The 25,076-nt window shown below is 64.5% G+C and carries 25 protein-coding genes; 18 read left to right on the plus strand and 7 right to left on the minus strand.

Going from position 1 to position 25,076, the window contains the following annotated elements:
- Window positions 1-14 precede the first annotated feature (14 nt).
- The 7 genes from ATY75_RS28005 to vapB are packed head-to-tail and all read left to right on the plus strand — an operon-like array spanning window position 15 to window position 7,675.
- Window positions 15-1,601, plus strand: coding sequence for an aromatic amino acid lyase (locus tag ATY75_RS28005; protein WP_088940017.1), 1,587 nt, complete (start codon window positions 15-17; stop codon window positions 1,599-1,601).
- A 23-nt stretch (window positions 1,602-1,624) separates the two neighbouring features.
- Complete coding sequence (locus ATY75_RS28010) at window positions 1,625-3,004, plus strand: amidohydrolase family protein (RefSeq protein WP_088940018.1); 1,380 nt, start codon at window positions 1,625-1,627, stop codon at window positions 3,002-3,004.
- A complete protein-coding gene (locus ATY75_RS28015; RefSeq protein ID WP_088940019.1) occupies window positions 3,001-4,281 on the plus strand; it encodes a Zn-dependent hydrolase in 1,281 nt (426 codons plus the stop codon). The genes ATY75_RS28010 and ATY75_RS28015 overlap by 4 nt, the downstream gene beginning before the upstream one ends.
- The gene (locus ATY75_RS28020) at window positions 4,262-5,359 is read left to right on the plus strand and encodes a DUF917 domain-containing protein (protein ID WP_088940020.1); all 1,098 of its coding nucleotides are present in this window, start codon (window positions 4,262-4,264) and stop codon (window positions 5,357-5,359) included. Before ATY75_RS28015 ends, ATY75_RS28020 begins: the two co-directional genes overlap by 20 nt.
- Before the next feature lie 3 nt (window positions 5,360-5,362).
- Entirely contained in the window at window positions 5,363-5,692 is a 330-nt protein-coding gene (locus tag ATY75_RS28025; RefSeq protein ID WP_088940021.1) for a TfoX/Sxy family protein, read from the plus strand.
- A gap of 58 nt (window positions 5,693-5,750) precedes the next feature.
- On the plus strand, window positions 5,751-7,412 hold the full coding sequence (locus tag ATY75_RS28030; protein WP_088940022.1) for a urocanate hydratase: 1,662 nt from the start codon (window positions 5,751-5,753) through the stop codon (window positions 7,410-7,412).
- Window positions 7,413-7,462: 50 nt separating this feature from the next.
- A complete protein-coding gene (gene vapB / locus ATY75_RS28035; RefSeq protein ID WP_088940023.1) occupies window positions 7,463-7,675 on the plus strand; it encodes a type II toxin-antitoxin system VapB family antitoxin in 213 nt (70 codons plus the stop codon).
- Between the two features lie 5 nt (window positions 7,676-7,680).
- Here the strand turns inward: vapB and ATY75_RS28040 are convergent, their stop codons facing one another.
- Genes ATY75_RS28040 through ATY75_RS28050 form a run of 3 tightly spaced genes read right to left on the minus strand, consistent with a single transcriptional unit; the run spans window position 7,681 to window position 10,240 of the window.
- Window positions 7,681-8,067, minus strand: a complete 387-nt coding sequence (locus ATY75_RS28040; RefSeq protein ID WP_088940024.1) for a VOC family protein — start codon at window positions 8,065-8,067, stop codon at window positions 7,681-7,683.
- Window positions 8,064-9,302 (minus strand): MFS transporter, encoded by a 1,239-nt coding sequence (locus ATY75_RS28045; RefSeq protein ID WP_088940124.1) that lies wholly within the window; start codon window positions 9,300-9,302, stop codon window positions 8,064-8,066. The genes ATY75_RS28040 and ATY75_RS28045 overlap by 4 nt, the downstream gene beginning before the upstream one ends.
- 26 nt (window positions 9,303-9,328) lie before the next feature.
- The gene (locus tag ATY75_RS28050) at window positions 9,329-10,240 is read right to left on the minus strand and encodes a LysR family transcriptional regulator (protein ID WP_088940025.1); all 912 of its coding nucleotides are present in this window, start codon (window positions 10,238-10,240) and stop codon (window positions 9,329-9,331) included.
- A 125-nt stretch (window positions 10,241-10,365) separates the two neighbouring features.
- Between ATY75_RS28050 and ATY75_RS28055 the strand changes: the two genes are divergently transcribed.
- Together ATY75_RS28055 and coaBC are read left to right on the plus strand one after the other, a co-directional pair.
- Window positions 10,366-11,130, plus strand: coding sequence for an SDR family oxidoreductase (locus tag ATY75_RS28055; RefSeq protein WP_088940026.1), 765 nt, complete (start codon window positions 10,366-10,368; stop codon window positions 11,128-11,130).
- A gap of 306 nt (window positions 11,131-11,436) precedes the next feature.
- Window positions 11,437-12,648: a bifunctional phosphopantothenoylcysteine decarboxylase/phosphopantothenate--cysteine ligase CoaBC gene (coaBC, locus tag ATY75_RS28060; RefSeq protein ID WP_088940027.1), complete on the plus strand. Its 1,212-nt coding sequence runs from the start codon at window positions 11,437-11,439 to the stop codon at window positions 12,646-12,648.
- Here coaBC and ATY75_RS28065 read toward each other — a convergent pair.
- Entirely contained in the window at window positions 12,635-13,447 is an 813-nt protein-coding gene (locus tag ATY75_RS28065; protein ID WP_088940028.1) for a class II glutamine amidotransferase, read from the minus strand. The genes coaBC and ATY75_RS28065 overlap by 14 nt on opposite strands.
- A 249-nt stretch (window positions 13,448-13,696) precedes the next feature.
- Here ATY75_RS28065 and ATY75_RS28070 point away from each other — a divergent pair, with 249 nt between their 5' ends.
- The 5 genes from ATY75_RS28070 (at window position 13,697) to ATY75_RS28090 (ending at window position 18,933) form a co-directional block, all read left to right on the plus strand.
- Entirely contained in the window at window positions 13,697-14,608 is a 912-nt protein-coding gene (locus ATY75_RS28070; RefSeq protein ID WP_088940029.1) for a pirin family protein, read from the plus strand.
- A gap of 317 nt (window positions 14,609-14,925) precedes the next feature.
- Window positions 14,926-15,603: a FadR/GntR family transcriptional regulator gene (locus ATY75_RS28075; protein WP_088940030.1), complete on the plus strand. Its 678-nt coding sequence runs from the start codon at window positions 14,926-14,928 to the stop codon at window positions 15,601-15,603.
- Window positions 15,600-16,892 (plus strand): MFS transporter, encoded by a 1,293-nt coding sequence (locus tag ATY75_RS28080; RefSeq protein ID WP_088940031.1) that lies wholly within the window; start codon window positions 15,600-15,602, stop codon window positions 16,890-16,892. The genes ATY75_RS28075 and ATY75_RS28080 overlap by 4 nt, the downstream gene beginning before the upstream one ends.
- 96 nt (window positions 16,893-16,988) lie before the next feature.
- Window positions 16,989-18,521: a carboxypeptidase gene (locus ATY75_RS28085; RefSeq protein ID WP_088940032.1), complete on the plus strand. Its 1,533-nt coding sequence runs from the start codon at window positions 16,989-16,991 to the stop codon at window positions 18,519-18,521.
- Between the two features lie 10 nt (window positions 18,522-18,531).
- On the plus strand, window positions 18,532-18,933 hold the full coding sequence (locus ATY75_RS28090) for a GFA family protein (protein WP_088940033.1): 402 nt from the start codon (window positions 18,532-18,534) through the stop codon (window positions 18,931-18,933).
- Window positions 18,934-18,949: 16 nt separating this feature from the next.
- Here the strand turns inward: ATY75_RS28090 and ATY75_RS28095 are convergent, their stop codons facing one another.
- A complete protein-coding gene (locus tag ATY75_RS28095) occupies window positions 18,950-20,533 on the minus strand; it encodes a peptide chain release factor 3 (RefSeq protein WP_088940034.1) in 1,584 nt (527 codons plus the stop codon).
- Between the two features lie 90 nt (window positions 20,534-20,623).
- Between ATY75_RS28095 and dut the strand changes: the two genes are divergently transcribed.
- A complete protein-coding gene (gene dut / locus ATY75_RS28100; RefSeq protein ID WP_064836024.1) occupies window positions 20,624-21,094 on the plus strand; it encodes a dUTP diphosphatase in 471 nt (156 codons plus the stop codon).
- Window positions 21,094-21,993 (plus strand): GNAT family N-acetyltransferase, encoded by a 900-nt coding sequence (locus ATY75_RS28105; RefSeq protein WP_088940035.1) that lies wholly within the window; start codon window positions 21,094-21,096, stop codon window positions 21,991-21,993. Before dut ends, ATY75_RS28105 begins: the two co-directional genes overlap by 1 nt.
- 71 nt (window positions 21,994-22,064) lie before the next feature.
- Here the strand turns inward: ATY75_RS28105 and ATY75_RS28110 are convergent, their stop codons facing one another.
- Window positions 22,065-22,529 (minus strand): Lrp/AsnC family transcriptional regulator, encoded by a 465-nt coding sequence (locus ATY75_RS28110; protein ID WP_088940036.1) that lies wholly within the window; start codon window positions 22,527-22,529, stop codon window positions 22,065-22,067.
- Window positions 22,530-22,641: 112 nt separating this feature from the next.
- On the opposite strand from ATY75_RS28110, the gene ATY75_RS28115 reads away from it, so the two are divergent.
- On the plus strand, window positions 22,642-23,544 hold the full coding sequence (locus ATY75_RS28115) for a DMT family transporter (RefSeq protein ID WP_088940037.1): 903 nt from the start codon (window positions 22,642-22,644) through the stop codon (window positions 23,542-23,544).
- Between the two features lie 44 nt (window positions 23,545-23,588).
- Here ATY75_RS28115 and ATY75_RS28120 read toward each other — a convergent pair whose 3' ends face one another.
- On the minus strand, window positions 23,589-24,107 hold the full coding sequence (locus ATY75_RS28120) for a DNA starvation/stationary phase protection protein (protein ID WP_065092043.1): 519 nt from the start codon (window positions 24,105-24,107) through the stop codon (window positions 23,589-23,591).
- Between the two features lie 232 nt (window positions 24,108-24,339).
- On the opposite strand from ATY75_RS28120, the gene ATY75_RS28125 reads away from it, so the two are divergent.
- Window positions 24,340-24,957 carry a LysE family translocator gene (locus tag ATY75_RS28125; protein ID WP_064836013.1) on the plus strand — a complete coding sequence of 206 codons (618 nt, stop codon included), beginning with the start codon at window positions 24,340-24,342 and terminating at the stop codon, window positions 24,955-24,957.
- The last annotated feature ends 119 nt before the right edge of the window (window positions 24,958-25,076 follow it).

The raw sequence follows: 25,076 nt of genomic DNA on the forward strand, positions 1-25,076 counted from the left end.
AGGAGATATGGCACATGCAGCACGAACGCCCTGGCATCGAACTTTCCGGACGGCCGCTCGGGTTTGCCGAGATGGCGGCGATCGGTGCGGGCAAGGCGCGGATTTCGGCTTCGGCGACCGGCATGGCCCGCATCGCCATTGCCCGCGAGATCGTCGAGGATGCGATTGCCTCAGGCATGCCGGTCTACGGCTCGACAACCGGCGTCGGCGCTATGAAAGATGTGGAGTGGTCGGCCGACGAACTCGACACGTTCAATCTCGGCCTGGTGCGCGCTCATCATTTCGGCACCGGCACGCCGTTTTCCTGCAATGTCGTGCGCAACGCCATGGCGATCCGCGTCAATACGGCGCTGACCGGCCAGGTCGGCTGCACGCCGGAGCTGATCGAGGCCTATATCACCATGCTGGCAGCCGATCTCATTCCGGTCGTGCGCCGCACCGGCTCGATCGGCTGCGCCGATATCGGCCTGATGGGGCAGATCGGCGCGGTGCTGACCGGCGTCGGCGAAGCGGTCTACCGCGGCAACCGCATGCAGGCGGCCGAGGCCTTCAAGGCGGCGGGTCTGCAGCCGGTGCGGATGGCGCCGCGCGATAGCCTCGCCTCGCTCAGTATCAATGCGGTGAGCTTTGCCGCAGCGGCGGAAACGACGCGCAATGCCGCCGCCTCGATCCGCATCCTGCTGGCGACGGCGATGATGGCGGCCGGTGCGCTCGGCGCCTCCCGCGATCCCTGGAAGGCGGTGCGCCATGTCGGCACGGCGCGCGAAGCGCTGATCGGCGCCTGGCTCTGCAACGCCTCGGACGACTGGAACTGGCCCGTCGCGACGCATGTGCAGGATCCGCTCAGCCTGCGCATGATCGCTCAGGTGTTCGGCGCGGTGATCGAAAACCTGCTGTCGACGGGCCATAAGATCCTTGCCGCCACCGGGCGTTCGGACGACAATCCCGTCGTGGTCGAAGGCCGGGTGATGACCTCGGGCGGTTCGCTGCCGCTCGACGTGACGATCCTGCTCGAATCGGCCGCACTCTGCATGGCGCATGCGGCGCGCAACGCCTTCAACCGCTGCGTCATTCTCGGCAACGGCCAGCGGCGCGACCTGCCGGTCAATCTGGTGCCGCCGGGACGCATCGCCACCGGTTTCGGGCCGATCATCAAGCTTGCCGGCGAGATTTTTTCGCGCGTGCTGTCGATGTCCAATCCGGTGTCGGCGCAGTCGCTGGTGGTGGCGGCGGGGCTGGAGGACGAGGCAGCCTTCCTGCCGCTGGTCATCGAGCGCTTCGAGCGGCAGATGCAGGCGCTGAAGCGCCTGGCGGCGCTGGAGGCGCTGCTCTCGGCCCAGGCGATCGACATTCTCGGCGACGAACCGAAGGGCGTCGCCGCCATGCTCTACGAGGTCGTGCGCAAACATGCGGATTTCTATATCGTGGACCGGCCGCTTTCGGCCGAGGTCGAGGCAATCGAGGAGGAGCTCGGCTCGGACGACTTCCTCTCGAGGTTGACCGAGCAGGTTCCGATCGCCTCCTTCGACGATTTCTTCGCGCTCGGATCGCTGGAGCATATCGAGGAGCGGCTGCCCCACCACGAGGCGCAGGCACTCTGAACTCAGCCTGGGGAGGAAGCGTCATGGACTTCGATCTCGTTCTGCAGGGCACGGTGGTGCTGCCGGAGCGCATTCTCGAAGCGGGTTATGTCGCCGCCCGCAACGGCAAGATCGCTGAAGTCGGCCTCGGCGTGCCGCCTGCGGCGCGCGAACGGCATCTGCTCGGCAAAGCGCTGATCCTGCCCGGTGCGATCGATGCGCAGGTGCATTCGCTGTCCCAGAAGGACCAGGAGGATTTCATCTGGTCGACGCGTTCAGCGGCAGCCGGCGGCGTGACTGCTATCGTCGACATGCCCTATGACGAGGGCGATCTCGTCTGCTCGGCCGCAGCGGTTAAACGCAAGATCGACCACGCAGGCGCGCAGGCGCGTGTCGACTTCGCGCTTTACGGCACGGTCGACCCGGAAGAAGGCCCGGCGCGGATCGGCGAGATGGTCGAGGCGGGCGTCGCCGCCTTCAAATTTTCGACCTTCGGCACCGACCCCAAGCGTTTTCCACGCATTCCGCCGGCCCTGCTCGACGCCTGCTTTGCGGCGATCGCGCCGACGGGGCTGACGGCGGGCGTGCACAATGAGGACGACGAGGCGGTGCGCAGCTATATGGCTGAGGTTAAGGCGAGCGGCATCACCGACTGGCGGGCGCATGGCCTGTCACGGCCGCCGATTACCGAACTCCTGGCGATGCACACGATCTTCGAGACGGGTGTCGTGACCGGCTGCCCGGCGCATGTGGTGCACTGCTCGCTCGGGCGCGGCTATGACATCGCCCGCGCTTATCGGCGTGACGGTTTTGCCGCGACCGTCGAATGCTGCATCCATTATCTGACGCTCGACGAAGAGAACGACGTGAAGCGCCTCGGCGGCAAGGCGAAGATCAATCCGCCGCTGCGGCCGCGCGCCGAGGTGGAGACGCTCTGGCGGAAGGTGGCCGACGGCGATGTCTGGCTGGTCTCGACCGATCACGTCAGCTGGTCGGAGAGCCGCAAGACCAATCCCGACATGCTCGTCAATGCTTCGGGCGTGCCCGGCCTCGAGGTGATGGTGCCGCTTTTCGTCAAAGGCGCCATCGAACGCGGCATTCCCCTGACATGGGCGGCCCGGCTGATGGCGGAAAACCCGGCGAAGCATTTCCGGCTCGACCATATCAAGGGGGCGCTGACGCCGGGCAAGGACGCCGATATCGCCGTGCTGGAACCGCGAGACAGCGTCTATGATGCGTCGGCAAGCGGCAACAATGTCGTCGGCTGGAGCCCCTATAACGGCATTCGCCTGCCCTGGACCGTTTCCGCTACCTACTTGCGCGGCGAAAAGATCGCCGAAGGCGGCAAGGTGCTGGCTGAGCCCGGTAGCGGGCGGTTCGTCCGGCCGCTGCCGCGCCAGGTCGTTGCGGGAGCGCCCGCATGAGCCGCAATCTGCCCGTCAATGCCGGCCGGATTGCCGGGGATATCGAGGCGCTGGCCGCAATCACCGAGCCGGGGCATCCCTGGACGCGGCGGGCTTTCTCATCGCTCTTTCTCGAAGGCCGGGCCTATATCGAAGCGAAGATGAAGGCGGCTGGACTGGAAACGCGGATCGATGCCGCCGGCAATCTGATCGGCCGGCGCACGGGCCGCAAACCCTGGCTCGGCACGATCATGCTCGGTTCGCATTCCGACACGGTGCCGGATGGCGGCCGTTTCGACGGCATTGCCGGGTTGATATCGGCGCTCGAAGTGGCGCGCGCGCTCAGCGACCAGGCGATCGAACTCGACCACGATCTGGAGATCATCGATTTCCTCGCCGAAGAAGTCAGTATCTTCGGCGTCTCCTGCATCGGCAGCCGGGGGATGACCGGGCAATTGCCGGAAGCCTGGCTATCGCGCGTCAGCGATGGGCGCGACCTGGCCGAAGGTATCGCCGAGGTGGGTGGCAGGCCTGGCGTGCTGGATCAGCAGAAGCGGCCCGATCTGGCAGGCTTCCTCGAGCTGCATATCGAGCAGGGGCCGGTGCTCGAAGCCGAACGGGAGGATATCGGCATCGTCACCGCGATCGCGGGCATCACCCGCATCGAAATTGCCGTCGAAGGGCGGGCCGATCATGCCGGCACGACGCCGATGGACCGGCGGGCGGATGCGCTGGTGGCTGCTGCCCAGCTGGTGCTCGACATTCGCAACGCCGCCGCTGAGCTCTCCAAAACGCCGGGCCACTTTGCCGCGACGGTCGGCGAATTTCGGATCGAGCCGAATGCCGCCAATGTCGTCCCGTCGAAAGTGGTGCTGCTGATCGATGGCCGAGCCGAGATTCGTGCCGACATGGAGGCCTTCTGCCGCTGGCTCGATGGCCATGTCGAAAAGCTGGCCACCGCCTATGGCGTCACGATCGAGACACCGAACCGAGTGTCCGACAATATGCCGACGCCGGGCGATGCCGGACTGCTTTCGACATTGGAGACTGCCTGCGAACGCGTCGGCGCCAAACATCGGCGCATGGCCTCCGGCGCCGGGCACGATACCGCCTGGATCGCCAAGGTGGCGCCGGCGGCGATGATCTTCGTGCCCTGCCGGGGAGGCCGCAGCCATTGCCCCGACGAATGGGCCGACAATGACGATATCGCGCTTGGCGCCGCCGTGCTGTTCGAAGCGGTGCGCGAGATGGATAAGGATTTGAAGCGGGAGAAGGCCGATGGGACGCATACTGGTTGAAAAGGACGTCGAAGCCGCCGTCAAGGGCGGCTCCGTCTATGCCGCCGGCGGCGGCGGCTGGGCCGACCATGGACGCATGCTCGGGCTTGCGGCCGTCAATGTCGGCAAACCGGAGCTGATCTCGATCGACGAACTGAAGGACGAGGACTGGGTTGCTACCGCCGCCGCCATCGGCGCCCCCGCCTCCACCACGCCCTGGGAAATGCAGGGCATCGATTATGTGAAGGCGGTGCAGCTCTTGCAGGAGGCGCTGGGTGAAAGGCTTTCCGGGCTGATCATCGGCCAGAACGGCAAATCCTCGACGCTGAACGGCTGGCTGCCCTCGGCGATCCTCGGCACCAAGGTAGTCGACGCGGTCGGCGATATCCGCGCCCATCCCACCGGCGACATGGGCTCGATCGGCATGGCCGGCTCACCCGAGCCGATGATCCAGACTGCCGTCGGCGGCAATCGCGCCGAAAACCGCTATATCGAGCTGGTGGTGAAGGGGGCGACGGCGAAAATCTCGCCGGTCCTGCGCGCCGCCGCCGATCAATCCGGCGGTTTTATCGCCAGCTGCCGCAATCCGCTGCGCGCGTCCTATGTCCGCAGCCATGCCGCACTCGGGGGCATCTCGATGGCGCTTGCGCTCGGCGAGGCGATCATCGCGGCGGAGAAACGCGGCGGATCTGCTGTGATCGACGCCATCTGCAAGACAACGGGCGGGCATATCCTCGCCGAGGGCGTCATCTCTCGAAAGGACGTCGTCTACACCAGGGAAGCTTTCGACATCGGCACGGTCACCGTCGGCACGGGCTCAAAATCGGTGACGCTGCATGTGATGAACGAATATATGGCCGTGGACGATGCGGGTGGCGGCCGGCTTGCAACCTTCCCCGCGGTCATCACCACGCTATCTCCGGAGGGCGAGCCGCTCAGCGTCGGCCAGTTGCAGGAGGGCATGTCCGTCTTCATCCTGCACGTGCCGAAGGATATCATCCCGCTGTCGGCGAGCGTGCTCGATCCCACCGTCTATCCCGTCGTCGAAAAGGCGATGGGGATCGAGATCGCCCGCTACGCTTTGGAAACGAAGGCCTGAACCATGACGCGCGATCCCGGCCTTGAAGAGCTGTTGCGCGAGGAACTCGGCGATCGGCCGGGGCTTGCCGAAAAATCCATGTTCGGCGGCCGGGCCTTCCTGCTGAACGGCAATCTTCTCTGCGGCGCGCGCAGCGACGGCATGCTGATCCGCCTCGGCAGAGGCAATGACGGCTGGGCGCTGACCCTGCCCGGTGTGGTCCAGATGCTGTCGGGCGAGCGGGTCATGCAGGGCTGGGTGCGGGTGACCGCCGAGGTCTACGGCGACGATGCGCTGAGACGGCGTTTGCTTGATGCGGCGCTCGCCTATGTGGAATCTCTGCCGGAGAAGTAACCTCCCTTCTCCCCAGCGGGGAGAAGGGAAAAGGTTGAGAACCAAGCGAGGAACAACCATGCCGAAGGCCAATCCGCGTCATCCGAAATTCCCGATTCCCGGCGGGCCGGACTTGCGCGCCAAGGGCTGGCGGCAGGAAGCGCTGCTGCGTCTGCTCGAAAACGTGCTATCGGTCGGCGAAGACCCGGACAATCTGATCGTCTATGCCGCACTCGGCAAGGCGGCGCGCAGCTGGGCGGCACACAAGGGCATCGTCGAGGCGCTGACCGAGATGGAAGAGGACCAGACGCTGCTCATCCAGTCCGGCAAGCCGATCGGGCTGGTGCGGACGCACGCCAAGGCGCCGCTCGTTATCATGGCGAACTGCAATATCGTCGGGCAATGGGCGAAGGCCGAGGTGTTCTACGAGCTGCAGCGCAAGGGACTGATCTGCTGGGGCGGACTGACGGCCGGCGCCTGGCAATATATCGGCAGCCAGGGCGTCATCCAGGGAACCTACGAAATCTTCATGCGCATTGCCGATCGGCGCTTCGGCGGCGATCTCGCCGGCCGCTTCGTGCTGACGGCCGGCCTCGGCGGCATGGGCGGGGCGCAGCCGCTTGCCGGCCGCATGGCGGGGGCTGCGATCCTCTGTGTCGATATCGACCCGGAGCGTGCCCGCAAGCGCCAGCAGATCGGCTACCTCCAGGAGATCGCCCCCGATCTCGATACCGCCCTTCAGATGATCGACGCCGCGGTGAAGGAAAAGCGGGCGCTGTCCGTCGGGCTCGTCGGCAATGCGGCCGAGGTCTATCCCGAGATTGCCCGGCGCGGCATCGTGCCCGATATCGTCACCGACCAGACCTCGGCGCACGACCTGGTCTATGGCTATGTGCCGAAGGGCATGAGCCTCGATCAGGTGAGAGGGCTGCGCGACGACGGCCAGGGGCAGTTGATGGCGGCAAGCCGCGCCTCGATCGTCGAGCATGTGACGGCGATGCTGGAATTCCAGAAGCGCGGCGCGGAAGTCTTCGACAATGGCAATCTCATCCGCACCCAGGCGAAAGAGGGCGGCGTCGCCAATGCCTTCGACATTCCGATCTTCACCGAAGCCTATCTGAGGCCGCTCTTTGCCCGGGCTATCGGCCCGTTCCGCTGGATGGCGCTCTCAGGCGAGGAGAGCGATATCGCCCGCATCGACGACCTGCTGCTCGAACTCTTCCCCGACAACAGGATCATCACCAACTGGATCCGGCTGGCGCGCGAGCATGTTCCCTTCGAGGGGCTGCCAGCCCGTATCGCCTGGCTCGGCCACGGCGAGCGCACGATGCTGGCGCGGCGCGTCAACGCGCTGGCCCTAGGCGGCGAGCTCAAAGGCCCCATCGCCTTTTCCCGCGACCATCTCGATGCCGGCGCCATGGCGCATCCAAATATCATGACCGAGCGGATGAAGGACGGCTCGGATGCGATCGCCGACTGGCCGCTGATCGATGCGATGATGCTCTGCTCGTCGATGGCCGATCTCGTCGTCGTCCATTCCGGCGGCGGCGGCTATGCCGGCTACATGACGAGCTGCGGCGTCACCGTCGTCGCCGACGGCACTGAGGCCGCCGATGAGCGGCTGGACCACGCGCTGACCAACGACACCGCCCTCGGTGTCATGCGATATGCCGATGCGGGCTACGAGGAGGCGCTTGATGAGGTGACGAAGAAGGACGTGCCCTATATCCGGCTTGGTTGAACAGCCCCGGACTTGCTATAGATTGCCGTCATCCCATCAGGAGCCCTGAAATGGAAACAGCCAAGATTTTCTGGTCAGGAGGCTTCCAGGCCGTCCGGTTGCCCAAGGAATTCCGTTTCGACGGCGATGCCGTCGCGATCAGACGCCAGGGGCGTGCGATCATTCTCGAGCCGATTTCCGACGATTGCGAATGGCTTGCCGACGTGACTGGTCCTGTCGATCCCGACTTCGCGGCAGCGGCGGAAGAACGGCCCCCGGCTTAGGAGCGTCAGCCGATCGGATTCGAGACTTCGATAAGATTGCCGTCGGGGTCTCGGAAATAAACCGAGCGCAGGCGCCCGGTCGCACCGGTGCGTTCGACCGGACCCCCTTCGATCACAATGCCTCCGGTCTGCAGATGGGCAATGACATCGGCAAGCGGTGTCTCGGCGATGAAGCAGAGGTCGCCGGAGCCGGGTGTGGCATGTCTCGCCTTGGGTTCGAATTCGTGTCCGGCCTGATGCAGGTTGATCTTCTGTCTGCCGAATTTCAGTGCCTTTCGGCCGTCAGCAAAGGTTTCCACCGACATGCCGAGGATGCGGGAATAGAAATCGCAGCTGGCTGCGATTTCGGCGACGGTCAGCACGAGATGATCGAGACGGTCTATGCGGATCATGCTTTTCTCCTCACGAGATGCCGGGCGACACAGGCGGAGATAAAGGCGAGCGCCAGCATGGCAAGCGTGAAAAGGACGACGGCGGCCCAGCCCTCGACCGCGAAGAACCAGCCGCCGGCCGAGCCCATCAGGCTGGAGCCGACATAATAGGCGAGCATATAGAGCGACGAGGCGTGGCCCTTGGTGCCGCGCGCCAGCTTGCCGACGAGGCCGCTGGCGATGGAATGGCTCATGAAGAAGCCGGCGGTCAGCACCACGATGCCGAGAATGATGGATGGCAACGCGGCAAACAGCGTCAGCGCGCTGCCGGCGGCCGTCAGCGTCAGACCGAAGAGCAGCACGCGAAAATGCCCGATCCAGTCTCCGATAAGGCCGCCGATCGAGGCGGCGCCGATGCCGAAGAGATAGACGGCGAAGATCAGGCCGAGTTCGGTCTGATTGAGGTTATAGGGCGGCGCCACGAGACGGAAACCGGCATAATTGTAGATGGTCACGAAGGAGCCCATCGCCAGGAAGGCGATGGCGAAGACGAAGGGCAGCGCCGGATTTTTGAGATGGCCGAGCCAGGCTTTCGCGTGAAAGCGCGGATCGAAGCCCGGCCGGCGGACGAAATTCTTCGACGGCGGCAGCAGGGCGATGAAGCCGATCGCGGCGGCAAGGCCGATGGCGCCGATAAGGAAAAGCGCCGGCCGCCAGCCGAGATCTTCGGCGAAGATGCCGGTGAGGACGCGGCCGGACATGCCGCCGAAGGCCGTGCCGCCGACATAGAGGCCCATGGTGGCGCCAAGGCCGCGCGGATCGATTTCCTCCGCGAGATAGGCCATGGCGACGGCCGGCACGCCACCGAGAACGAGACCCTGCAGGGCGCGGACGACGAGCAGCAGATGCCAGTTCGGGGCAAAAGCCGTGGCCACCGTCAGTAAGGCCGCGCCGACCAGCGACAGCGCCATCAGGCTGCGGCGGCCAAGCCCTTCCGAGAGGGCGGCGGCACAGACGATGGCGACCGCCAGGAAGCCGGTGGAGAGTGAAAGGGACAGCGAGCTTTCGGCCGGGCTGACGGCAAATTCCTGCGAGAAGACCGGCAGCAGCGGCTGCACACAATAAAGCAGCGAGAAGGTGGAAAAGCCGGAAAGGAAAAGCGCCAGGCTGGCGCGGCGATAGGCGCCGGTGCCGCGTGTCAGATAGTGCTTTTCTCCTGCGATCGTAGTCTTCACGCCATGCACTAACAGCGGCATATCTTCATCCTGACGAACCTTCGAGTTCATGGACTATCCGTAAGATCCCAATAGGGCGGATCGCCGAAACTCTTCTTCAAGTGATCGGCAATCGCGCGCAGCTTGGCCGAGGGATTTCGTCCCTCCGGATGGGCCATATAGATGAATTCGGCCTCCGGCCTGTGACCGACATCGATTTCGGCAAGCCTGCCTTCGCGGATAGCCGGGCCGGCGATAAAGGCGGGCAGCAGCGCGATGCCTAGACCGGCAATTGCGGCGTCGCGGAGCATGTCGCCATTGTTGATGGCGAGCGCCAGTTTCGCGCGGACAACGACCGCACCCTCCGGCGTCTGGAAGCGCCAGTCGGCGACGCCGCGATTGGTGTAGAAGATGCCACGATGGCCATTCAGCTCGGCCAGCGACGCGGGCGTGCCCTGACGGGCGAGATAATCCGGCGAGGCGCAGAGCAGGCGGCGGCTGCGCGTCAGCTTCCAGGCGACCAGTCGGCTGTCGGCGATCGGGCCGTTGCGGATGATGGCGTCATAGCCGTCCGAGCCCGCATCGACACGCCGGTCGTCGATATCGAGCGTCAGCTCGATATCGGGATGGTCGGCAAGAAAGGGGTAGAGCGCCGGGCCGAGATGCATGCGGCCGAAGGTGACGGGGGCGGCGATGCGGATCGGCCCGGATAGCGTGCCGCGCCGCTCGGCCATGTCGGCGGCGGCCTCCTCGATCTCACGCACGATGCGCGCGGCCCGTTCCAGGAAGACCGCACCGTCCTCGGTCAGAGTGAGTTTGCGCGTCGTACGGTGCAGCAACATGCCGCCAAGCGCCTTCTCCAGTTCTGCCAGCCTTTCGCTGACGACGGATTTGGAGAGCCTGAGCCGCCGGGCCGCCTCGCTGACCGAGCCGGCCTCGACGACGGCAACAAAAGCGGCAATGCCTTCGATCCTGATCATTGTTCGGTCTTTCCGAATTCGAATTCCCCGATCTGGAGACTAATCCGAACGAAAAGAAAATGCCATCTTCCATTCAACGGAAGGGACGGCAGGGGCCGCCTCGCGTGAACACAGGAGATGGAACCATGAACCGCTTGAACAACAAGGTTGCAATCGTCACCGGCGCAAGCTCCGGCATCGGCCGCGTCACGGCAAAGCTCTTTGCCGCAGAAGGCGCCAAGCTCATCGTCGGCGCCCGCCGTCAAGCCGAACTCGACAGTCTTGTCGCGGAGATCAAGGCAGAGGGCGGCGATGCCGTGGCCGTTGCTGGCGACGTCCGGTCGGAAGACTATCACAACGCACTAGTCGCGGCCGCCTTGACCCATTACGGCAAGCTCGACATCGCCTTCAACAATGCCGGCATCATCGGCGAAGCCGGTCCGAGCACCGGTGTCTCGGAAGCAGGTTTCAGCGAGGCGCTGGCGGTCAATCTCACCGCATCCTTCCTCGCCGCCAAACATCAGATCGGCGCGATGGCGCAAAATGGCGGCGGCTCGGTGATCTTCACCTCGACCTTCGTCGGCTATAGCTTCGCCTTTCCCGGTGTCGCCGCCTATGCCGCCAGCAAATCCGGCCTGATCGGGCTGACGCAGGCGCTCGCCGCCGAATTCGGGCCGCAGGGCGTGCGCGTCAATGCCATTCTGCCGGGTGCGGTCGATACCGACATGTACCGGGACATGAACGATACGGCCGACAAGCAGGCTGCCGTCACCGCTATGCATGCCCTGAAAAGGGTCGCCACACCGGACGAACTCGCCCGCTCGGTTCTCTACCTCGCCTCCGACGATGCGAGCTTCGTCACCGGCACGGCGTCGCTGGTTGACGGCGGCATTTCGATCACCCGCAGCTGAGACGGCGAGGGCTACCGCCATCGACCGGAAAAGACCCCTCCCCAACCCCTCCCCACAAGGGGGAGGGGCTAACACGTTGCACCAACTGCGACAGACATCGGCCTTTCTGCGGATGAGACGATGAAAGGGATATAGGCGGCGCGTCATCTAAGCCCCTCCCCCTTGTGGGGAGGGGTTGGGGAGGGGTCTTCACTACGCAACTATTCACCGCTCTTGAGCAGATCCGATGCCTTTCCCCCGCGATTGCATGTTCTGCGCCAAAGGCTTAGGGTCGGGCCCGGTCAATAAGGCGACGGGTAGAAAGCCATGGCTCTCAGCGGCAAACGCATCCTCCTCATCATCTCAGGCGGCATCGCCGCCTATAAGAGCCTGGATCTGATCCGCCGGCTGCGCGAGCGCGGTGCAAGTGTGCGCCCGATCATGACCAAGGGGGCGCAGGAATTCGTCACGCCGCTTGCCGTCGGCGCGCTGGCCGCGGACCACGTCTTCCTCGATCTGTTTTCGCGTGAAGACGAACAGGATGTCGGCCATATCAGGCTGGCGCGCGACTGCGACCTCGTGCTCATCGCCCCTGCCACGGCCGACCTGATGGCGAAGATGGCGAATGGGCTTGCCGACGATCTCGCCTCGACCGTGCTGCTGGCGACCCAAAGGCCGGTGCTGGCGGCACCGGCGATGAACCCCAGCATGTGGGCGCATCCGGCGACGCGGCGCAATGCAGCGCTGCTCCGGGCAGACGGCATCCGCTTCGTCGGACCGATGGCCGGCGAGATGGCGGAGAGCCGGGAGGCCGGGCTCGGCCGGATGGCGGAGCCGCTTGACATCGTTGCGGCGGCCGAAACCATGCTCGACGACGGAGAAAAGCCGCTGAAGGGGCGCAAGGCGATCGTCACCTCAGGACCGACGCACGAGCCGATCGACCCGGTGCGCTACATCGCCAACCGCTCATCCGGTCGGCAGGGACATGCGATTGCCGCAGCCCTTGCCAAACTGGGAGCCGAAGTGACGCTGGTCTCGGGGCCGGTGACGATCGCCGACCCCGTCGGCGTCAGCACCGTGCATGTCGAGCGGGCGGAGGAAATGCGCGATGCGGTGCTCGCGGCGCTGCCGGCCGACATCGCGGTGATGGTGGCGGCGGTGGCGGACTGGCGCGTTGCCTCGGCCGCCGACCAGAAGCTGAAGAAACATCCGGGCGAATCCATCCCGACATTGGCGCTGACCGAAAACCCCGACATCCTCAAAACCGTCGGCCATCATACGATGCGGCCGAAGCTGGTGATCGGCTTTGCCGCCGAGACGCAGGACGTGGAAAGCAATGCGAGGGCGAAACTCGAGCGCAAGGGCGCCGACATGATCGTCGCCAACGACGTCTCGCCGGCGACCGGCATCATGGGCGGCAGCCGCAACAGCGTCCGACTCATCCGTCACGACGGCGTCGAGCGATGGCCTGACCTCACGAAGGAAGAGGTTGCCGATAGGCTGGCGGCCCTGATCGCCGAGAGTTTCAGGCAGGGATAGCCATGCGCTGGGGCTGGACGGCACTTCGCTTTCCCAGCCGGAACTCTGTGACATCGATGCCGTTTTCGCCGACGGTGACGGCGCTGCCATCGGGAATTTCAGCCCAGGCGTCGACATCGTCGTTCAATGGCTCGGAGACGAGGCAATAGCCGGCGCTGGCGGGTGAGGCATAGAGCGTCGGCGCCTTGCGATCGGTGGCATAGCGGATCGCATAGAGGGTCTTGCCGTCGGAAAAGGCGGCGGTGAAACGCAGCAGGATCGAGCCGAGGATGCTTTCGGCCAGGTCCTCCACGAAGCCGACCATATCCGCCATGGCGGCGATCGGCGCTTCGCGCAGGCCGAATTGCAGCGCCAGCAGGAACATCAGCTCGGAATCGGTCGTGCCGCCGCGGGCATTGAACAACTCGTCGTCGAGCATCGCCTCCATCGGCCGGCGCAGACGCTCGAAGCCGGAGATCTGGCCATTGTGCATGAAGGACCAGGTGTCGTGGGTGAAGGGGTGGCAATTGTCGCGGCGCGTGCCGCCGCCGGTGGCGGCGCGGACATGGGCGAGGAAGAGCGGCGAGCGGATCTGCCGCGCCAGGCTCTTCAGATTGCAATCCGACCAGGCCGGCAGGATATCGCGGTAGCGGCCGGGCTCGGGCCTGTCGCCATACCAGGCGATGCCGAAGCCATCGCCATTGGTCGCCGTCTTGGCGCGGGTGGCGCAATGAGACTGCTCGATCAGCGAATGGGCGGGCGAGGATACCAGCTCCTCGAGATAGAGAGGGTCTCCGCGATACGCTGCCCAGCGACACATGGCTTTCTTGCTCCGGGACCCGCCGCCGCATCGGCGGGCATGCTGAAATTGTCTGCCGTCGCGGCTAATAACAGCTTAACGCGCGACCGGTTTGCAAGCGCAAGGTGACGGTTTCGTGGCGCTCGGGATGTTCAAATTCGGCGAAAGCCTGTGTTCTTTTGTGAACACTGCGTTGTGCGCAGGGCGGGCTTCGCGCTTAGCGGCCGGGCCGCTATAGTTGCCGCCAAGTTGAACCTTCAAGAGGACATCATGTCGATCCGCCCCGTCAAACATGAAAGTACCGCCACACCGACCATGGAAGGCGCGGGCGTGAAGCTGCACCGCGTCTTCGGCTTCGGCGATCCTGCGATGACCGATCCCTTCCTGATGATGGACGATTTCCGCAATGACAATCCGGCGGAATATGTTCGCGGTTTCCCATGGCACCCGCATCGCGGCATCGAGACGATCACCTATGTGCTTGCCGGCACCGTCGAGCATGGCGACAGCCTTGGCAACAGTGGCCTGCTCGGCGCCGGCGATATCCAGTGGATGACGGCCGGCAGCGGCATCATGCACCAGGAAATGCCGAAGGGCGATTTCGCCGGCCGCATGCACGGTTTCCAGCTCTGGGCAAACCTGCCCTCCTCGCTGAAGATGACGGCGCCGCGCTATCAGGACGTCAAATCCGCCGATATCCCTGTCGTCGTCGATGATGACGGCACGGCCGTGCGGGTGATCTGCGGCGATTTCTGGGGCAAGGCCGGTCCCGTCGACGGCGTTGCCGCCGAGCCGATCTATCTCGACGTCTCGGTGCCGCCCGGCAGGAAGAAGCGTCTGCCGGTCGACACCTATCGCAACGCCTTCGCCTATATCTTCGCAGGCTCCGGCACCTTTCGCGATGCGTCGAAACCCTTCGGCGTGCGCGTCGAGAAGGAGGTCGACGGTGAGGAGCTGAACATTCGCGACATGTCCGGCAACCGCACGCTCGTGGTCTTCGACAGCGGCGACGAAGTGACGGTGCAGGCGGGCGACCAAGGCATCCGTTTCCTGCTTGTGTCAGGCAAGCCAATCGAGGAGCCGGTCGCATGGCACGGCCCGATCGTGATGAATTCGCGCGAGGAAATCATGCAGGCGATGCGCGAACTGCAGAACGGCACCTTCATCAAGGCGGCGCATTGATCGCTTTTCTCTCTTGCATCTGCGAAGAATCGGCCTACCTTCCACCTATCAGCAACAGAACGAAAGGAAGGTGATCCAATGTCTAATGAGATTTCGGACCTCGTAACGGGCATGGGAGAGGTGAAGAAAGCGAGGCAGCCCTCGCTGTAATCCCCGCCTTCCTGGGGCTGCATAGACAGTCCAGGCCAGTTTGAGGCCAAACTCATGGAAAGGGTCGCCGAGGCGGCCCTTTTTTATTGCCGTGATGTCGTCAGCATTGACGAACCATCGCGATCCCACTACTCATAAAGTCATCTGATGACTTTATGAGTAGTGGGATGCGGGCGATCAGCAGGACCAATCTTGCCGATGCGGCAATCGAGGCGATCCGCAGCGATATTCTCGGCAAACGCTGGGCCGTCGGCGAGAAATTGCCGAATGAAGCCGCGCTGTCGGCCATGCTTTCGGTGAGCCGCGGCACGGTGCGCGAGGCGGTGCGGGTTCTGGTCTCCCAGGGTTATCTCGAAACGCGGCAGGGGTCGGGTACCTATGTCCGCGCGACCAGCGATGCCGGCCGGCCGCTGACCATGGCACGGCGCGCCAGCCTGCGCGACCAGTTCGAGGCACGCCTGGCGCTCGACGTCGAGGCCGCCCGGCTGACGGCGGTCCGCAAGACGCCGGCGACGGTTGCCGGGCTTCGCCGGCTGCTTGCCGAGCGCGGCAGTTACGAGGACGGCGATCAGGCGGCTTTCATCGAACGCGACCTCGCCTTCCACAAGGCCGTCATTGCCGCCTCCGGCAATCGGGCGATGATCGAGATCTATGATTTCTTCTCGGCCTCGATCGCCGATACCATCGCCGCCACCCTCGGCGGGGATATTCCCGAACCGGATATGCAGGCGCATGCCGATATTGTCGACGCCATCGAAACCGGCGATCCCGTGAAGGCGGATGCGGCGGTGCGCCGCTTCATGGCGCCGGTTCTTGCCGCCCTCGAGCGGATGATCCTGTCATGACCACATCTTCCGCCGATGCCGTCACGGCACTCAACGCATCAGACGAATTGCTTGTGGACGCCGAGGCCGGCAGCCTGCCGCCGCCGCAGGCAACACCGGTGCGAGGACGCGCGGATCGCTTCCTGCTTGGCGCCAGCCTGGTGCTGATCGCCTTCAACCTGCGCCCGGTTTTTTCGAGCGCCTCGGCGCTGCTGCCGGAAATCCGGGCGGAACTAGGCCTCAGCGCGCTTGGCGCCAGCCTGCTGACGACGCTGCCGGTGGTCTGCCTCGGCGCCTTCTCGCCGCTGGCGCCGCGTCTTGCCCAGCGCCTGGGCACGGAACGCACGCTGCTCGGCGTTCTCCTGCTGCTTGCGCTCGGCACCGGTCTGCGCGGGCTTTCCTCCTTGCCGCTACTCTTCATCGGCACCGCGCTCGCCGGCGCCTGCATCGCGGTCGGCAACGTGCTGCTGCCGGGACTGGTGAAACGGGATTTCTCCGGACGCGCGGCACTGATGACCGGCTTCTACACCATGGCGCTCTGCGCCGGTGCGGCCAGTGCGGCCGGGCTGACGCTGCCGATCGAGCACGCGCTCGGCGGCTCTCTCGACGGCGCGCTCGCCGCCTGGGCACTGCCGGCGCTCGCCGTCGCCCTGCTCTGGCTGCCGCAGGTTCTGCGCAGCGGCAGCCAGGCAAGGCGAAACGGATTTCATGTCAATGGCCTCTGGCGGGACCGGCTTGCCTGGCAGGTGACGCTGTTCATGGGGCTGCAATCGGCACTTGCCTATTGCGTCTTCGGCTGGCTGGTCCCGATCCTGCGCGAACGCGGCCTCGACGGTGTCACCGCCGGGGCGATCGTTTCGCTGTCGGTGATGGTGCAGGCGGCATCCTGCCTGATCGTGCCGCATATCGCCGTGCGGGGGAAAGACCAGAGGCTGATCAATGCAGGCCTTTGCGGCGTCGCCGTCACCGCCCTGCTCGGCCTGCTGTTTGCGCCGCTGTCGACGGTCTGGCTGTGGGCCTTGCTGCAGGGCATCGGCCAGGGCGGGCTGATCGCGGCGGCGATGACGACGATCGTGCTGCGCTCGCGCGATCCCGATGTCGCCGCCCATCTCTCCGGCATGGCGCAATGCGTCGGCTACTTGCTTGCCGCTATCGGCCCGCTGATCGTCGGCCTCATCCGCAGTTGGACCGGCAGCTTTTCCTGGTGCGCCGCCCTCTTCGTCGCGCTGGGGCTCGGAGCGGCGATCAACGGCTGGAAGGCCGGCCGGTCGGTCGAGATCAATGTCCATGCCGTGGAAAAGGTGAGCTGAGCCCTCACCGACCCATCACCATCTCTTGATGCCGGTCGCCGGTCGCGGATGTTACGCTATCTCTAAGGCGCAGCCCGCACCGCCGGAGGAGACACTTTGCGTTTACGACCCCTGTTTCTGTTTGCCGCTCTGGCGGTGTCGCTCGCCCCTGCCCTTTCCCCGGCTGAGGAAAGCGGTCAATCGGGAGAGAATGTCGAGCGCAGTGCGCGTGATGGCGTGCTGAAGCTGCTGCCGGCCGATTCCGTCACCGAGCACGAACTGACGATCGGCGGCCGGAAGATTGCTTATACCGCGACCGCCGGCACGCTCGATCTCTTCGGCCAGGACGGCGCGCCGACCGGGGCGATCTTCTACACCGCCTATGTTGCAAAGGATGCAGGCCCGGACCAGCCGCTGACCTTCGCCTTCAACGGCGGCCCGGGTGCTGCTTCCGCCTTCCTGCATCTCGGGCTGGTCGGCCCCAAAGTGCTCGATTTCGGGCCTCAGGCGCGCGACGGCGCGCATGCGCAGCTCGTCGAGAACCCGCAGAGCTGGCTTGATTTCACCGATCTCGTGCTGATCGATCCGATCGGGACCGGCTGGAGCCGGACGGTGAAGGCCGACGACGCCTCCAATTATTACAACGTCAACTCGGACGCTGAGAGCATCGCCAAGGCGATTGCGCTCTATGTCGCGCACAACAACCGTTCCAACGCGCCGAAATATCTGCTCGGCGAAAGTTACGGCGGCTTCCGTGCTGCCAAGGTCGCCTCGGCGCTGCAGGAAAGCCAGGGCATTGTCGTTGCCGGCGCGGTGATGCTTTCGCCGCTGCTCGAAGGCCAGCTGATGTTCAACGCCGATCAATTCCCACTTGGCGCAGCACTGGAGCTGCCGTCGCTGGCCGCGGCCGAACTCGACCGACACAACGCCTTTGACGAGCAGAAGCAGCGCGCAGCGGAAACCTTCGCGCTCGGAGATTATCTGACGACGCTTGCCGGTCCGCCGCCGACGGGCACTGAGGCCGCCGCCTTCTACGGCAGGATCGCCGGGCTGACGGGCATCCCTGAGGATATCGTCACGCGCAACCGCGGCTTCCTCGGCAATTCCTTCGTCAAACATTCGGACGGGGGCAGCGGCGAGGTGATGAGCCCTTACGATGCCGCCTTTGCCGCCCCCGACGCCTATCCGGAATCGGATTACGACCGCGGCGACGACGCCATTCTCGACGGCTTCACCCGCGCCTATGGCGGCGCTTTTGCCGACTATGCCCGCAACGAGCTCGGCTTCAAAACCGAGATGACCTATTCGCTGCTCGACAGCGATATCAGCCGGCGCTGGGAATGGGGCGGCGGGCGCGGCGGCGGATCGCGCTTGCAGGCCAGCGCCACCGACGACATCCGGCAGCTGCTTGCGTCGAACACGGCCTTCCATCTTTTGATCGCGCATGGCTACAGCGATCTGGTGACGCCTTACGGCGTCAGCCGCTATGTTGTCGATCACCTGCCGCCGTCGCTTGCCCGCGGCCGCGTCGGGCTGAAACTTTATCGCGGCGGGCATATGTTCTATACCAAGGCCGATCAGCGAGCCGCCTTCACGGCGGATGCCAAGGCCTTCTACGCCACGCGCCCAGCCACGCCGCCGGCGGAGTGAGGACACGCCGATGCATATCACCGGAGGATGCCATTGCGGAGCGATCCGCTATCAGGCCGAGATTGATCCGGAGCGGGTGTCGATCTGCCATTGCACCGATTGTCAGCGGCTGACCGGCTCGGCCTATCGCATTACCGCGCCGGCGCGGCCGCAAAGCTTCACGCTCGTAGCAGGCGAGCCGCGCGGTTATACGAAATATGGTGACAGCGGTGGCCTCAGCCGGCAATTCTTCTGCCCGAACTGCGGATCGCCGCTCTATCGCACCGATGGCGAAGGCGGCGCCATCGGCATTCGCCTCGGCGGCATCGACCAGCGGCGGGAACTGGCACCGAAGAAACAGATATGGTGCCGCTCGGCCCTGCCCTGGGTGGAGGATATCGAACCGCTGCCGCGGTTCGATCGCGAGGATTAAGCTGGCGCCGCAGCGATCACGCCGCCTTGGCGGCGTGATATTCCTTGATGGCGACCATCTTGATCGCCGGATGGCGTTCCGATTCGTACCGCAGCGAGAAGGCGTCCTGGGCGAGGAAGACCGGGTCTCCGTCGAGATCGCGGGCGATATCGCCGCGTTTGACGGTGAGGAATTTTTCCAGATCGGCCGGCTGATCGGCCGAGATCCAGCGGCAGACGGAGAAACGCGACATTTCGAAGGAGACCGGCAGGCCGTATTCGGCCATCAGCCGCTCCTTCAGCACGTCAAGCTGCAGGGCGCCGACGACGCCGACGATTGCCGGCGAGCCGTCTTCAGGCGAAAACAGCTGGACGACCCCTTCTTCGGCCATCTGCTGCAGCGCTTCCTTGAGCTTCTTCGCCTTCATCGCATCTTCCAGGCGCACGCGGCGCAGGATCTCAGGCGAGAAATTCGGCACGCCCTGGAAGACGAGGGCTTCGCCTTCGGTCAGCGTATCGCCGATGCGCAGCGTCCCGTGATTGGGAATGCCGACGACGTCGCCGGCATAGGCGGTGTCGGCAAGCTGGCGCTGCGAGGCGAAGAAGAATTGCGGCGCCGTCAGGCCGAGCTGCTTGCCGGTGCGGGCAAGCCTTGCCTTCATGCCGCGCTCGAGCTTGCCGGAGCAGATGCGGGCAAAGGCGATGCGGTCGCGGTGGTTCGGGTCCATATTGGCCTGGATCTTGAAGACGAAGGCGGTCATCTTGTCGTCGGTCGCGTGCACGGTCCTGGTATCGGCGACCTGGTCGCGCGGCGGCGGCGCAAAATCGCCAAGCGCGTTGATCAGGTCGCGAACGCCGAAATTGCGCAAGGCCGAGCCGAAGAAGACCGGCGTCATATGGCCTTCGAGGAAGGAGTCGCGGTCGAAGGGGCGGCAGGCCTCGATCGCCAGCTCCGTCTCCTCGACGAAAGCCCGACGCTCGTTTTCCGGCAGCCGGTCTGCAACAGCCTGCGGACCGTTGACCGGCGTTCCCTCGATTTCGGTATCCGAACCGCGCACCGTGTTGGCGGCAATATTGTAGGAGCCGCAGAAGGTCTTCGAGCGGCCGATCGGCCAGGTGATCGGCGCCGTATCCAGCGCCAGCTTCTCTTCCACCTCGTCGAGGATCTCGAAGGGATCGCGGCTTTCGCGGTCCATCTTGTTGATGAAGGTGATGATCGGGATATCGCGCATGCGGCAGACTTCGAAAAGCTTCAGCGTGCGCGGCTCGATGCCCTTGGCGGCGTCGATGACCATGACGGCGGCGTCGACGGCGGTCAGCGTGCGATAGGTGTCGTCGGCGAAATCCTCGTGGCCCGGCGTGTCGAGGATGTTGAAGACATTGTCGTTATATTCGAAGGTCATCACCGAGGTGACGACGGAAATGCCGCGCTCGCGCTCGATCTTCATCCAGTCGGAGCGCGTCTGCATGCGATCCTTCTTCGCCTTGACTTCGCCGGCAAGCTGAATGGCGCCGCCGAACAGCAGCAGCTTTTCGGTGAGCGTCGTCTTGCCCGCGTCCGGGTGGGCGATAATAGCGAATGTGCGGCGGCGGGAGACCGCCTCGGCGAGACTTTCGGCCATACTGTGAATCCTGTGGAATTGCCGCGTATCTAGCGATTAAAGCCCGGCTTTGCAATTGACCTTACCCTTTCCCGCGCAAAGTAATGGGGCATGACCATTCATCACGATACGCGCCCGGCGCTGAACCTCATCCGCCTGACCAATGGCGAAGGCCTCGACCTGCCCTCCTATGAAAGCAAGGGAGCGGCCGGCATGGACCTGCGCGCCGCCGTCGATGGCGATACACCGCTGACGCTGCTGCCCGGCAAACGGGCGCTGGTGCCGACTGGCTTCATTTTCGAGATCCCCGAGGGTTTCGAGGGCCAGGTGCGGCCGCGTTCCGGTCTTGCCTTCAAACACGGCATCACCTGCCTGAATTCGCCCGGCACCGTCGACAGCGACTATCGCGGCGAGGTGAAGGTGCTGCTTGCCAATCTCGGCGAGGAAGCCTTCACCGTCGAGCGCGGCATGCGCATCGCCCAGATGGTGATCGCGCCGGTGACCCAGGCGCGGGTGGCCGAGAGCGCCACGGCCAGCGAGACGATGCGCGGCGCCGGCGGCTTCGGTTCCACCGGGGTGTGATGACCAAGCGCCCCGACAGCGCGGGCCTCTTCTTCCGGCAGGATTATTTCGGCGACCCCGCCGGCTGGACGGCCTTGGTCCGCCTGCTCCAGGATATTTTCGGCATCGACATCGGCCCGCTGCAACAGCTCGGCGGTCCCGACCCTACCAGCATGCCCTTCGGCTGGTTCGATGCCGAGGGCGGGCTTGCGGCCAATATCTCAGCCTTTGCGCTGCCTTTCGTTCTCAACGGCAGACTCGTCCATGCCGCCGGGCTGCAATCGGGCGCGGTGCGGCCGGCGTGGCGCGGGCGCGGGCTCTACCGCGATCTGACGGTGAAAGCGCTCGACTGGTGCGAGCGGCAGGGTTTTGAAGCCATCATCCTCTATACCGACAAGCCGTCGCTCTACGAGGCCTACGGTTTTCGCGCGATCGCGCAGCATCGATACGAAGGAGCGGCCCCCGCCCCCTCTCCTTTCGCCGGCCCCGCTCGGCTGCTTGCGCCGACCGACGCGGACGATCTTTCGCTACTGCAATCGCTGCTGGAAAGACGGAGCCCGGTTTCGACATCGCTCGCGGTGACAGCCAATGCGGCAATGTTTCTCATCAACACGCAGCTCGATCCCGATGTGCGCGTCAGCTTCCTGGAAGACCAGGCAGCCGCCATCGCCTGGAAGACGGATGCGGCGGGCCGCTTCAGTCTTCTCGACATCGTGGCGGCGGAGATGCCGACACTGGCAGAAATCCTCGGCGGGCTCGACATCGCCTCCGCCGCCGTCGACGTGTTTTTTCGTCCCGATAAGCTCGACTGGACGGGCGCTGCGCAGCCGCTGGAAAGCGGCACGGTGCTGATGCTGCGCGGGCTCGGCGACGACGTCCCGCACTTTCCGGCGATGCTGTCGCCGATGGCGGATTTCTAAAGCTCTTTGTTTTGATGCATGTCGTTGGGAATCGCTGCACACTTCCGGGCGACATGCACTCGTCGCCGGCTTTACTTTTTCCGTGACAGCGGCGGCAGGCGACGTTTGACGGGCGAGGCTTTGATCATCGCGGTGTTGGTCTCCGCCCGTTCGGCGACCCTGTCCAGCAAGCCGTCGAGTTCCGCCATCGAGCGGATCACCAGGCGGGCGATAAAACAATCCTCGCCGGTCACCTTGTCGCATTCGACGATTTCGGGAATCTCCTGGATGAGCCGCTCGACCATGTGCAACTGTCCCGGCAAAGGCCGCACACGGACGATCGCCTGCAGGGGATAACCGACCGCGGCGGGATCGAGGTCGATGGTGAAGGCCTTGATGACACCGCGCTCTTCCAGCCGGCGCAGGCGCTCGGCAGCACTGGGCGAAGAAAGCCCCACCTGTTGCGCCAGTTCCTTCAGCGAGATGCGGGCATTGCCGGCCAATGCTTCGAGAATGGCCTGATCGGTTTCGTCGAGCGATTGCACATCGTTAGGCATAACGTCAATCTTTCCTCATATTATTAGGCAATGTCGTTCATCATCCTTTCCAACCTTATATAAAATCGCGCGCCGCCGCAATATTATCATGCCATCGAAAACGGAGGCGATCATGAGCGGCGACATCAGAAGAGGCACGGCGGAGATGACGGCAGCAATGCTGATCTCGGGGACGATCGGCTGGTTCGTCGTCATCTCGGGCCAGCCGGTCAGCGGCGTGGTTTTCTGGCGCTGCCTGTTCGGCGCGCTCACCCTGCTCGTCATCTGCGGCGCCCTCGGGCTGCTGCGGCCCGGCATTCTCACCCTGCGCACTTTCGCCATCGCCATCTTCGGTGGCATCGCCATCGTGTTAAACTGGCTGCTGCTGTTTGCCTCCTATTCGCATGCGACGATCTCGATCGCCACGACCGTCTACAATACCCAGCCTTTCATGCTGCTGGTGCTCGGCGCGCTGTTTCTCGGCGAGAAGATCACCGCCACCAAGCTGTTCTGGCTGGTGCTCGCCTTTGCCGGCATGATGGCGATCGTCCAGGCGAAACCGGGCGGGAGCGGCGATACATCAGACGGCTACGGCCTCGGCATCCTGATGGCGCTGGGCGCGGCCTTCTTCTATGCGCTGGCAGCACTTGCCGCGAAATGGCTGAAAGGCACGCCGCCGCATCTGATCGCGCTGATCCAGGTCGCGACCGGCATGCTGATGCTGGCGCCGATGACCGATTTTTCCCATCCGCCCGTGGATCTCGGGACATGGGCGATCCTTATCACGGTCGGCGTCGTTCATACCGGACTGATGTATGTGCTGCTCTATGGCGCCATCCAGAGGCTGCCGACGCATCTGACCGGCGCCTTGTCCTTCCTCTATCCGATCGCGGCAATCCTCGTCGACCGGCTGGCCTTCGGCCACGCGCTGCAGCCGCTGCAGATCGCGGGCGCCGCAATCATCCTCATTGCCGCCGCCGGCATGAACCTCGGATGGAGCCCGAGATGGCTGCGGCCGAGGGCGCTGCAGAGCTGAGAGCCGGGGTGCCGCACAGATGAGACCACGCCCGGCTGGCGATATTATTTCTGCGGCCGGGTCGTTTCGAACAGGAACCAGGTGCGGCGCTCTCCCTCGTCGATCCAGTTCTCGATCAGGCTGGCGGTCGCGACATCATTGTGCTCGTCGCAGAGATCGTGCACCTCGCGCAGCAGCGAAACGAGCTGGCCATTATCCTCACGCAGTTCCGACAGCATGTCCTCGGCGGTGACGAAATCCGCGTCATTGTCGGAAATGCGCTGCTGGCGGGCGATCTGGCCGATCGAGCGCAGCGTCACGCCGCCGATCTTGCGGGCGCGCTCGGCAATGTCGTCGGTCATGGCGAAGATCTGCTCGGCCTGTTCGTCGAGCAGCAGGTGGTAGTCACGGAAATGCGGGCCGGACATGTGCCAGTGGAAGTTCTTGGTTTTCACATAAAGCGCGAAGACATCGGCGAGCAGCGCGGTCAGCGCCGCCGAAATATCGGTGACGGCGTTGGTCGGCAGGGTGGACGGCGTCTTGAGCGGCTGGAGCCTGCGGGTTTCGGCTGCGGTCGGGGACATGCATTTTCTCCTTGGTGATGAAATCTCAAGAGCGCCGCGCGCCTTTTCGAAAAGCGCAAGGGTGCCGACGGCGCGCGTGCAGAGAGAGAACTAGCAGGGCCGGATCGCTTTCCAAGTGGATCATGGTGCCGCAGACCTATTCCTGATGGTGATGGACCGATCAGCGCCGAAGCATTGATGTGGCCGCAACACGCGCCTATAGAGAGGTCACGCAATCCAGTGGATATCAAAGATGAGCCTAACCGCCCTGATCGCCTATGCCGGAGCGCTGTTCATCGCCGCCGCCATTCCCGGGCCGGGGATCACCGCGATCGTCGCCCGCGCGCTCGGCTCGAATTTCCGCGAGACCTTCTTCATGGGCCTCGGCCTGGTGCTCGGCGACATGACCTATCTCACAGCCGTCATCCTCGGCCTGGCCTTCGTGGCGCAGACATTCACCGAAGTGTTCATCGCCATCAAGATCGCCGGCGCCCTCTATCTCGGCTATATCGCCTGGAAGCTCTGGACGGCGGGGCTGCTGCCGCAAGATATCGCGGCGAAGAAATCCAGCAATATCGGCCTGTCCTTCCTCTCCGGCCTGCTGGTGACACTCGGCAATCCGAAGACGATGCTGTTCTATGTCGCGCTGGCGCCGACACTGATCGATATCGGCCATATCGGCTTGCGCGACTACGCGATGCTGCTTGCGGTGACCTTCGTGGTGCTGATCGTCGTGCTGGTGCCCTATATGCTGCTGGCCTCGCGGGCCCGCACGATGCTGAAAAAGCCGCGCGCCCTGCAGGCACTGAACCGGGTCGCGGCCGGCATCCTGGCCGGCACGGCAGCCTTCATCGCCACGCGGGCGGCCTGAAATAAACATCCGGCAAGAAACGGTTTTCAAAGCTTTTTTTCTCCGCCGTCGGCTCTCCCGGCATGAACGCGGTCTGGCCTCTTCAGCCCTTTGACCCTATTCTCCTCCTCGATTTCAGA

The organism is Rhizobium sp. N122 (assembly GCF_002211295.1).
GTDB lineage: Bacteria > Pseudomonadota > Alphaproteobacteria > Rhizobiales > Rhizobiaceae > Rhizobium.

Coding starts and splice junctions, on each gene's coding strand:
- ATY75_RS28095 (WP_088940034.1), bottom strand. CDS start 20,533: ATGGCCGAAAGTCTCGCCGAGGCGGTCTCCCGCCGCCGCACATTCGCT.
- ATY75_RS28015 (WP_088940019.1), top strand. CDS start 3,001: ATGAGCCGCAATCTGCCCGTCAATGCCGGCCGGATTGCCGGGGATATC.
- ATY75_RS28120 (WP_065092043.1), bottom strand. CDS start 24,107: ATGTCCCCGACCGCAGCCGAAACCCGCAGGCTCCAGCCGCTCAAGACG.
- ATY75_RS28115 (WP_088940037.1), top strand. CDS start 22,642: ATGAGCGGCGACATCAGAAGAGGCACGGCGGAGATGACGGCAGCAATG.
- ATY75_RS28055 (WP_088940026.1), top strand. CDS start 10,366: ATGAACCGCTTGAACAACAAGGTTGCAATCGTCACCGGCGCAAGCTCC.
- ATY75_RS28075 (WP_088940030.1), top strand. CDS start 14,926: ATGCGGGCGATCAGCAGGACCAATCTTGCCGATGCGGCAATCGAGGCG.
- ATY75_RS28045 (WP_088940124.1), bottom strand. CDS start 9,302: ATGCCGCTGTTAGTGCATGGCGTGAAGACTACGATCGCAGGAGAAAAG.
- ATY75_RS28025 (WP_088940021.1), top strand. CDS start 5,363: ATGACGCGCGATCCCGGCCTTGAAGAGCTGTTGCGCGAGGAACTCGGC.
- ATY75_RS28005 (WP_088940017.1), top strand. CDS start 15: ATGCAGCACGAACGCCCTGGCATCGAACTTTCCGGACGGCCGCTCGGG.
- ATY75_RS28030 (WP_088940022.1), top strand. CDS start 5,751: ATGCCGAAGGCCAATCCGCGTCATCCGAAATTCCCGATTCCCGGCGGG.
- ATY75_RS28050 (WP_088940025.1), bottom strand. CDS start 10,240: ATGATCAGGATCGAAGGCATTGCCGCTTTTGTTGCCGTCGTCGAGGCC.
- coaBC (WP_088940027.1), top strand. CDS start 11,437: ATGGCTCTCAGCGGCAAACGCATCCTCCTCATCATCTCAGGCGGCATC.
- ATY75_RS28090 (WP_088940033.1), top strand. CDS start 18,532: ATGCATATCACCGGAGGATGCCATTGCGGAGCGATCCGCTATCAGGCC.
- ATY75_RS28040 (WP_088940024.1), bottom strand. CDS start 8,067: ATGATCCGCATAGACCGTCTCGATCATCTCGTGCTGACCGTCGCCGAA.
- ATY75_RS28010 (WP_088940018.1), top strand. CDS start 1,625: ATGGACTTCGATCTCGTTCTGCAGGGCACGGTGGTGCTGCCGGAGCGC.
- ATY75_RS28070 (WP_088940029.1), top strand. CDS start 13,697: ATGTCGATCCGCCCCGTCAAACATGAAAGTACCGCCACACCGACCATG.
- vapB (WP_088940023.1), top strand. CDS start 7,463: ATGGAAACAGCCAAGATTTTCTGGTCAGGAGGCTTCCAGGCCGTCCGG.
- dut (WP_064836024.1), top strand. CDS start 20,624: ATGACCATTCATCACGATACGCGCCCGGCGCTGAACCTCATCCGCCTG.
- ATY75_RS28065 (WP_088940028.1), bottom strand. CDS start 13,447: ATGTGTCGCTGGGCAGCGTATCGCGGAGACCCTCTCTATCTCGAGGAG.
- ATY75_RS28020 (WP_088940020.1), top strand. CDS start 4,262: ATGGGACGCATACTGGTTGAAAAGGACGTCGAAGCCGCCGTCAAGGGC.
- ATY75_RS28080 (WP_088940031.1), top strand. CDS start 15,600: ATGACCACATCTTCCGCCGATGCCGTCACGGCACTCAACGCATCAGAC.
- ATY75_RS28125 (WP_064836013.1), top strand. CDS start 24,340: ATGAGCCTAACCGCCCTGATCGCCTATGCCGGAGCGCTGTTCATCGCC.
- ATY75_RS28110 (WP_088940036.1), bottom strand. CDS start 22,529: ATGCCTAACGATGTGCAATCGCTCGACGAAACCGATCAGGCCATTCTC.
- ATY75_RS28105 (WP_088940035.1), top strand. CDS start 21,094: ATGACCAAGCGCCCCGACAGCGCGGGCCTCTTCTTCCGGCAGGATTAT.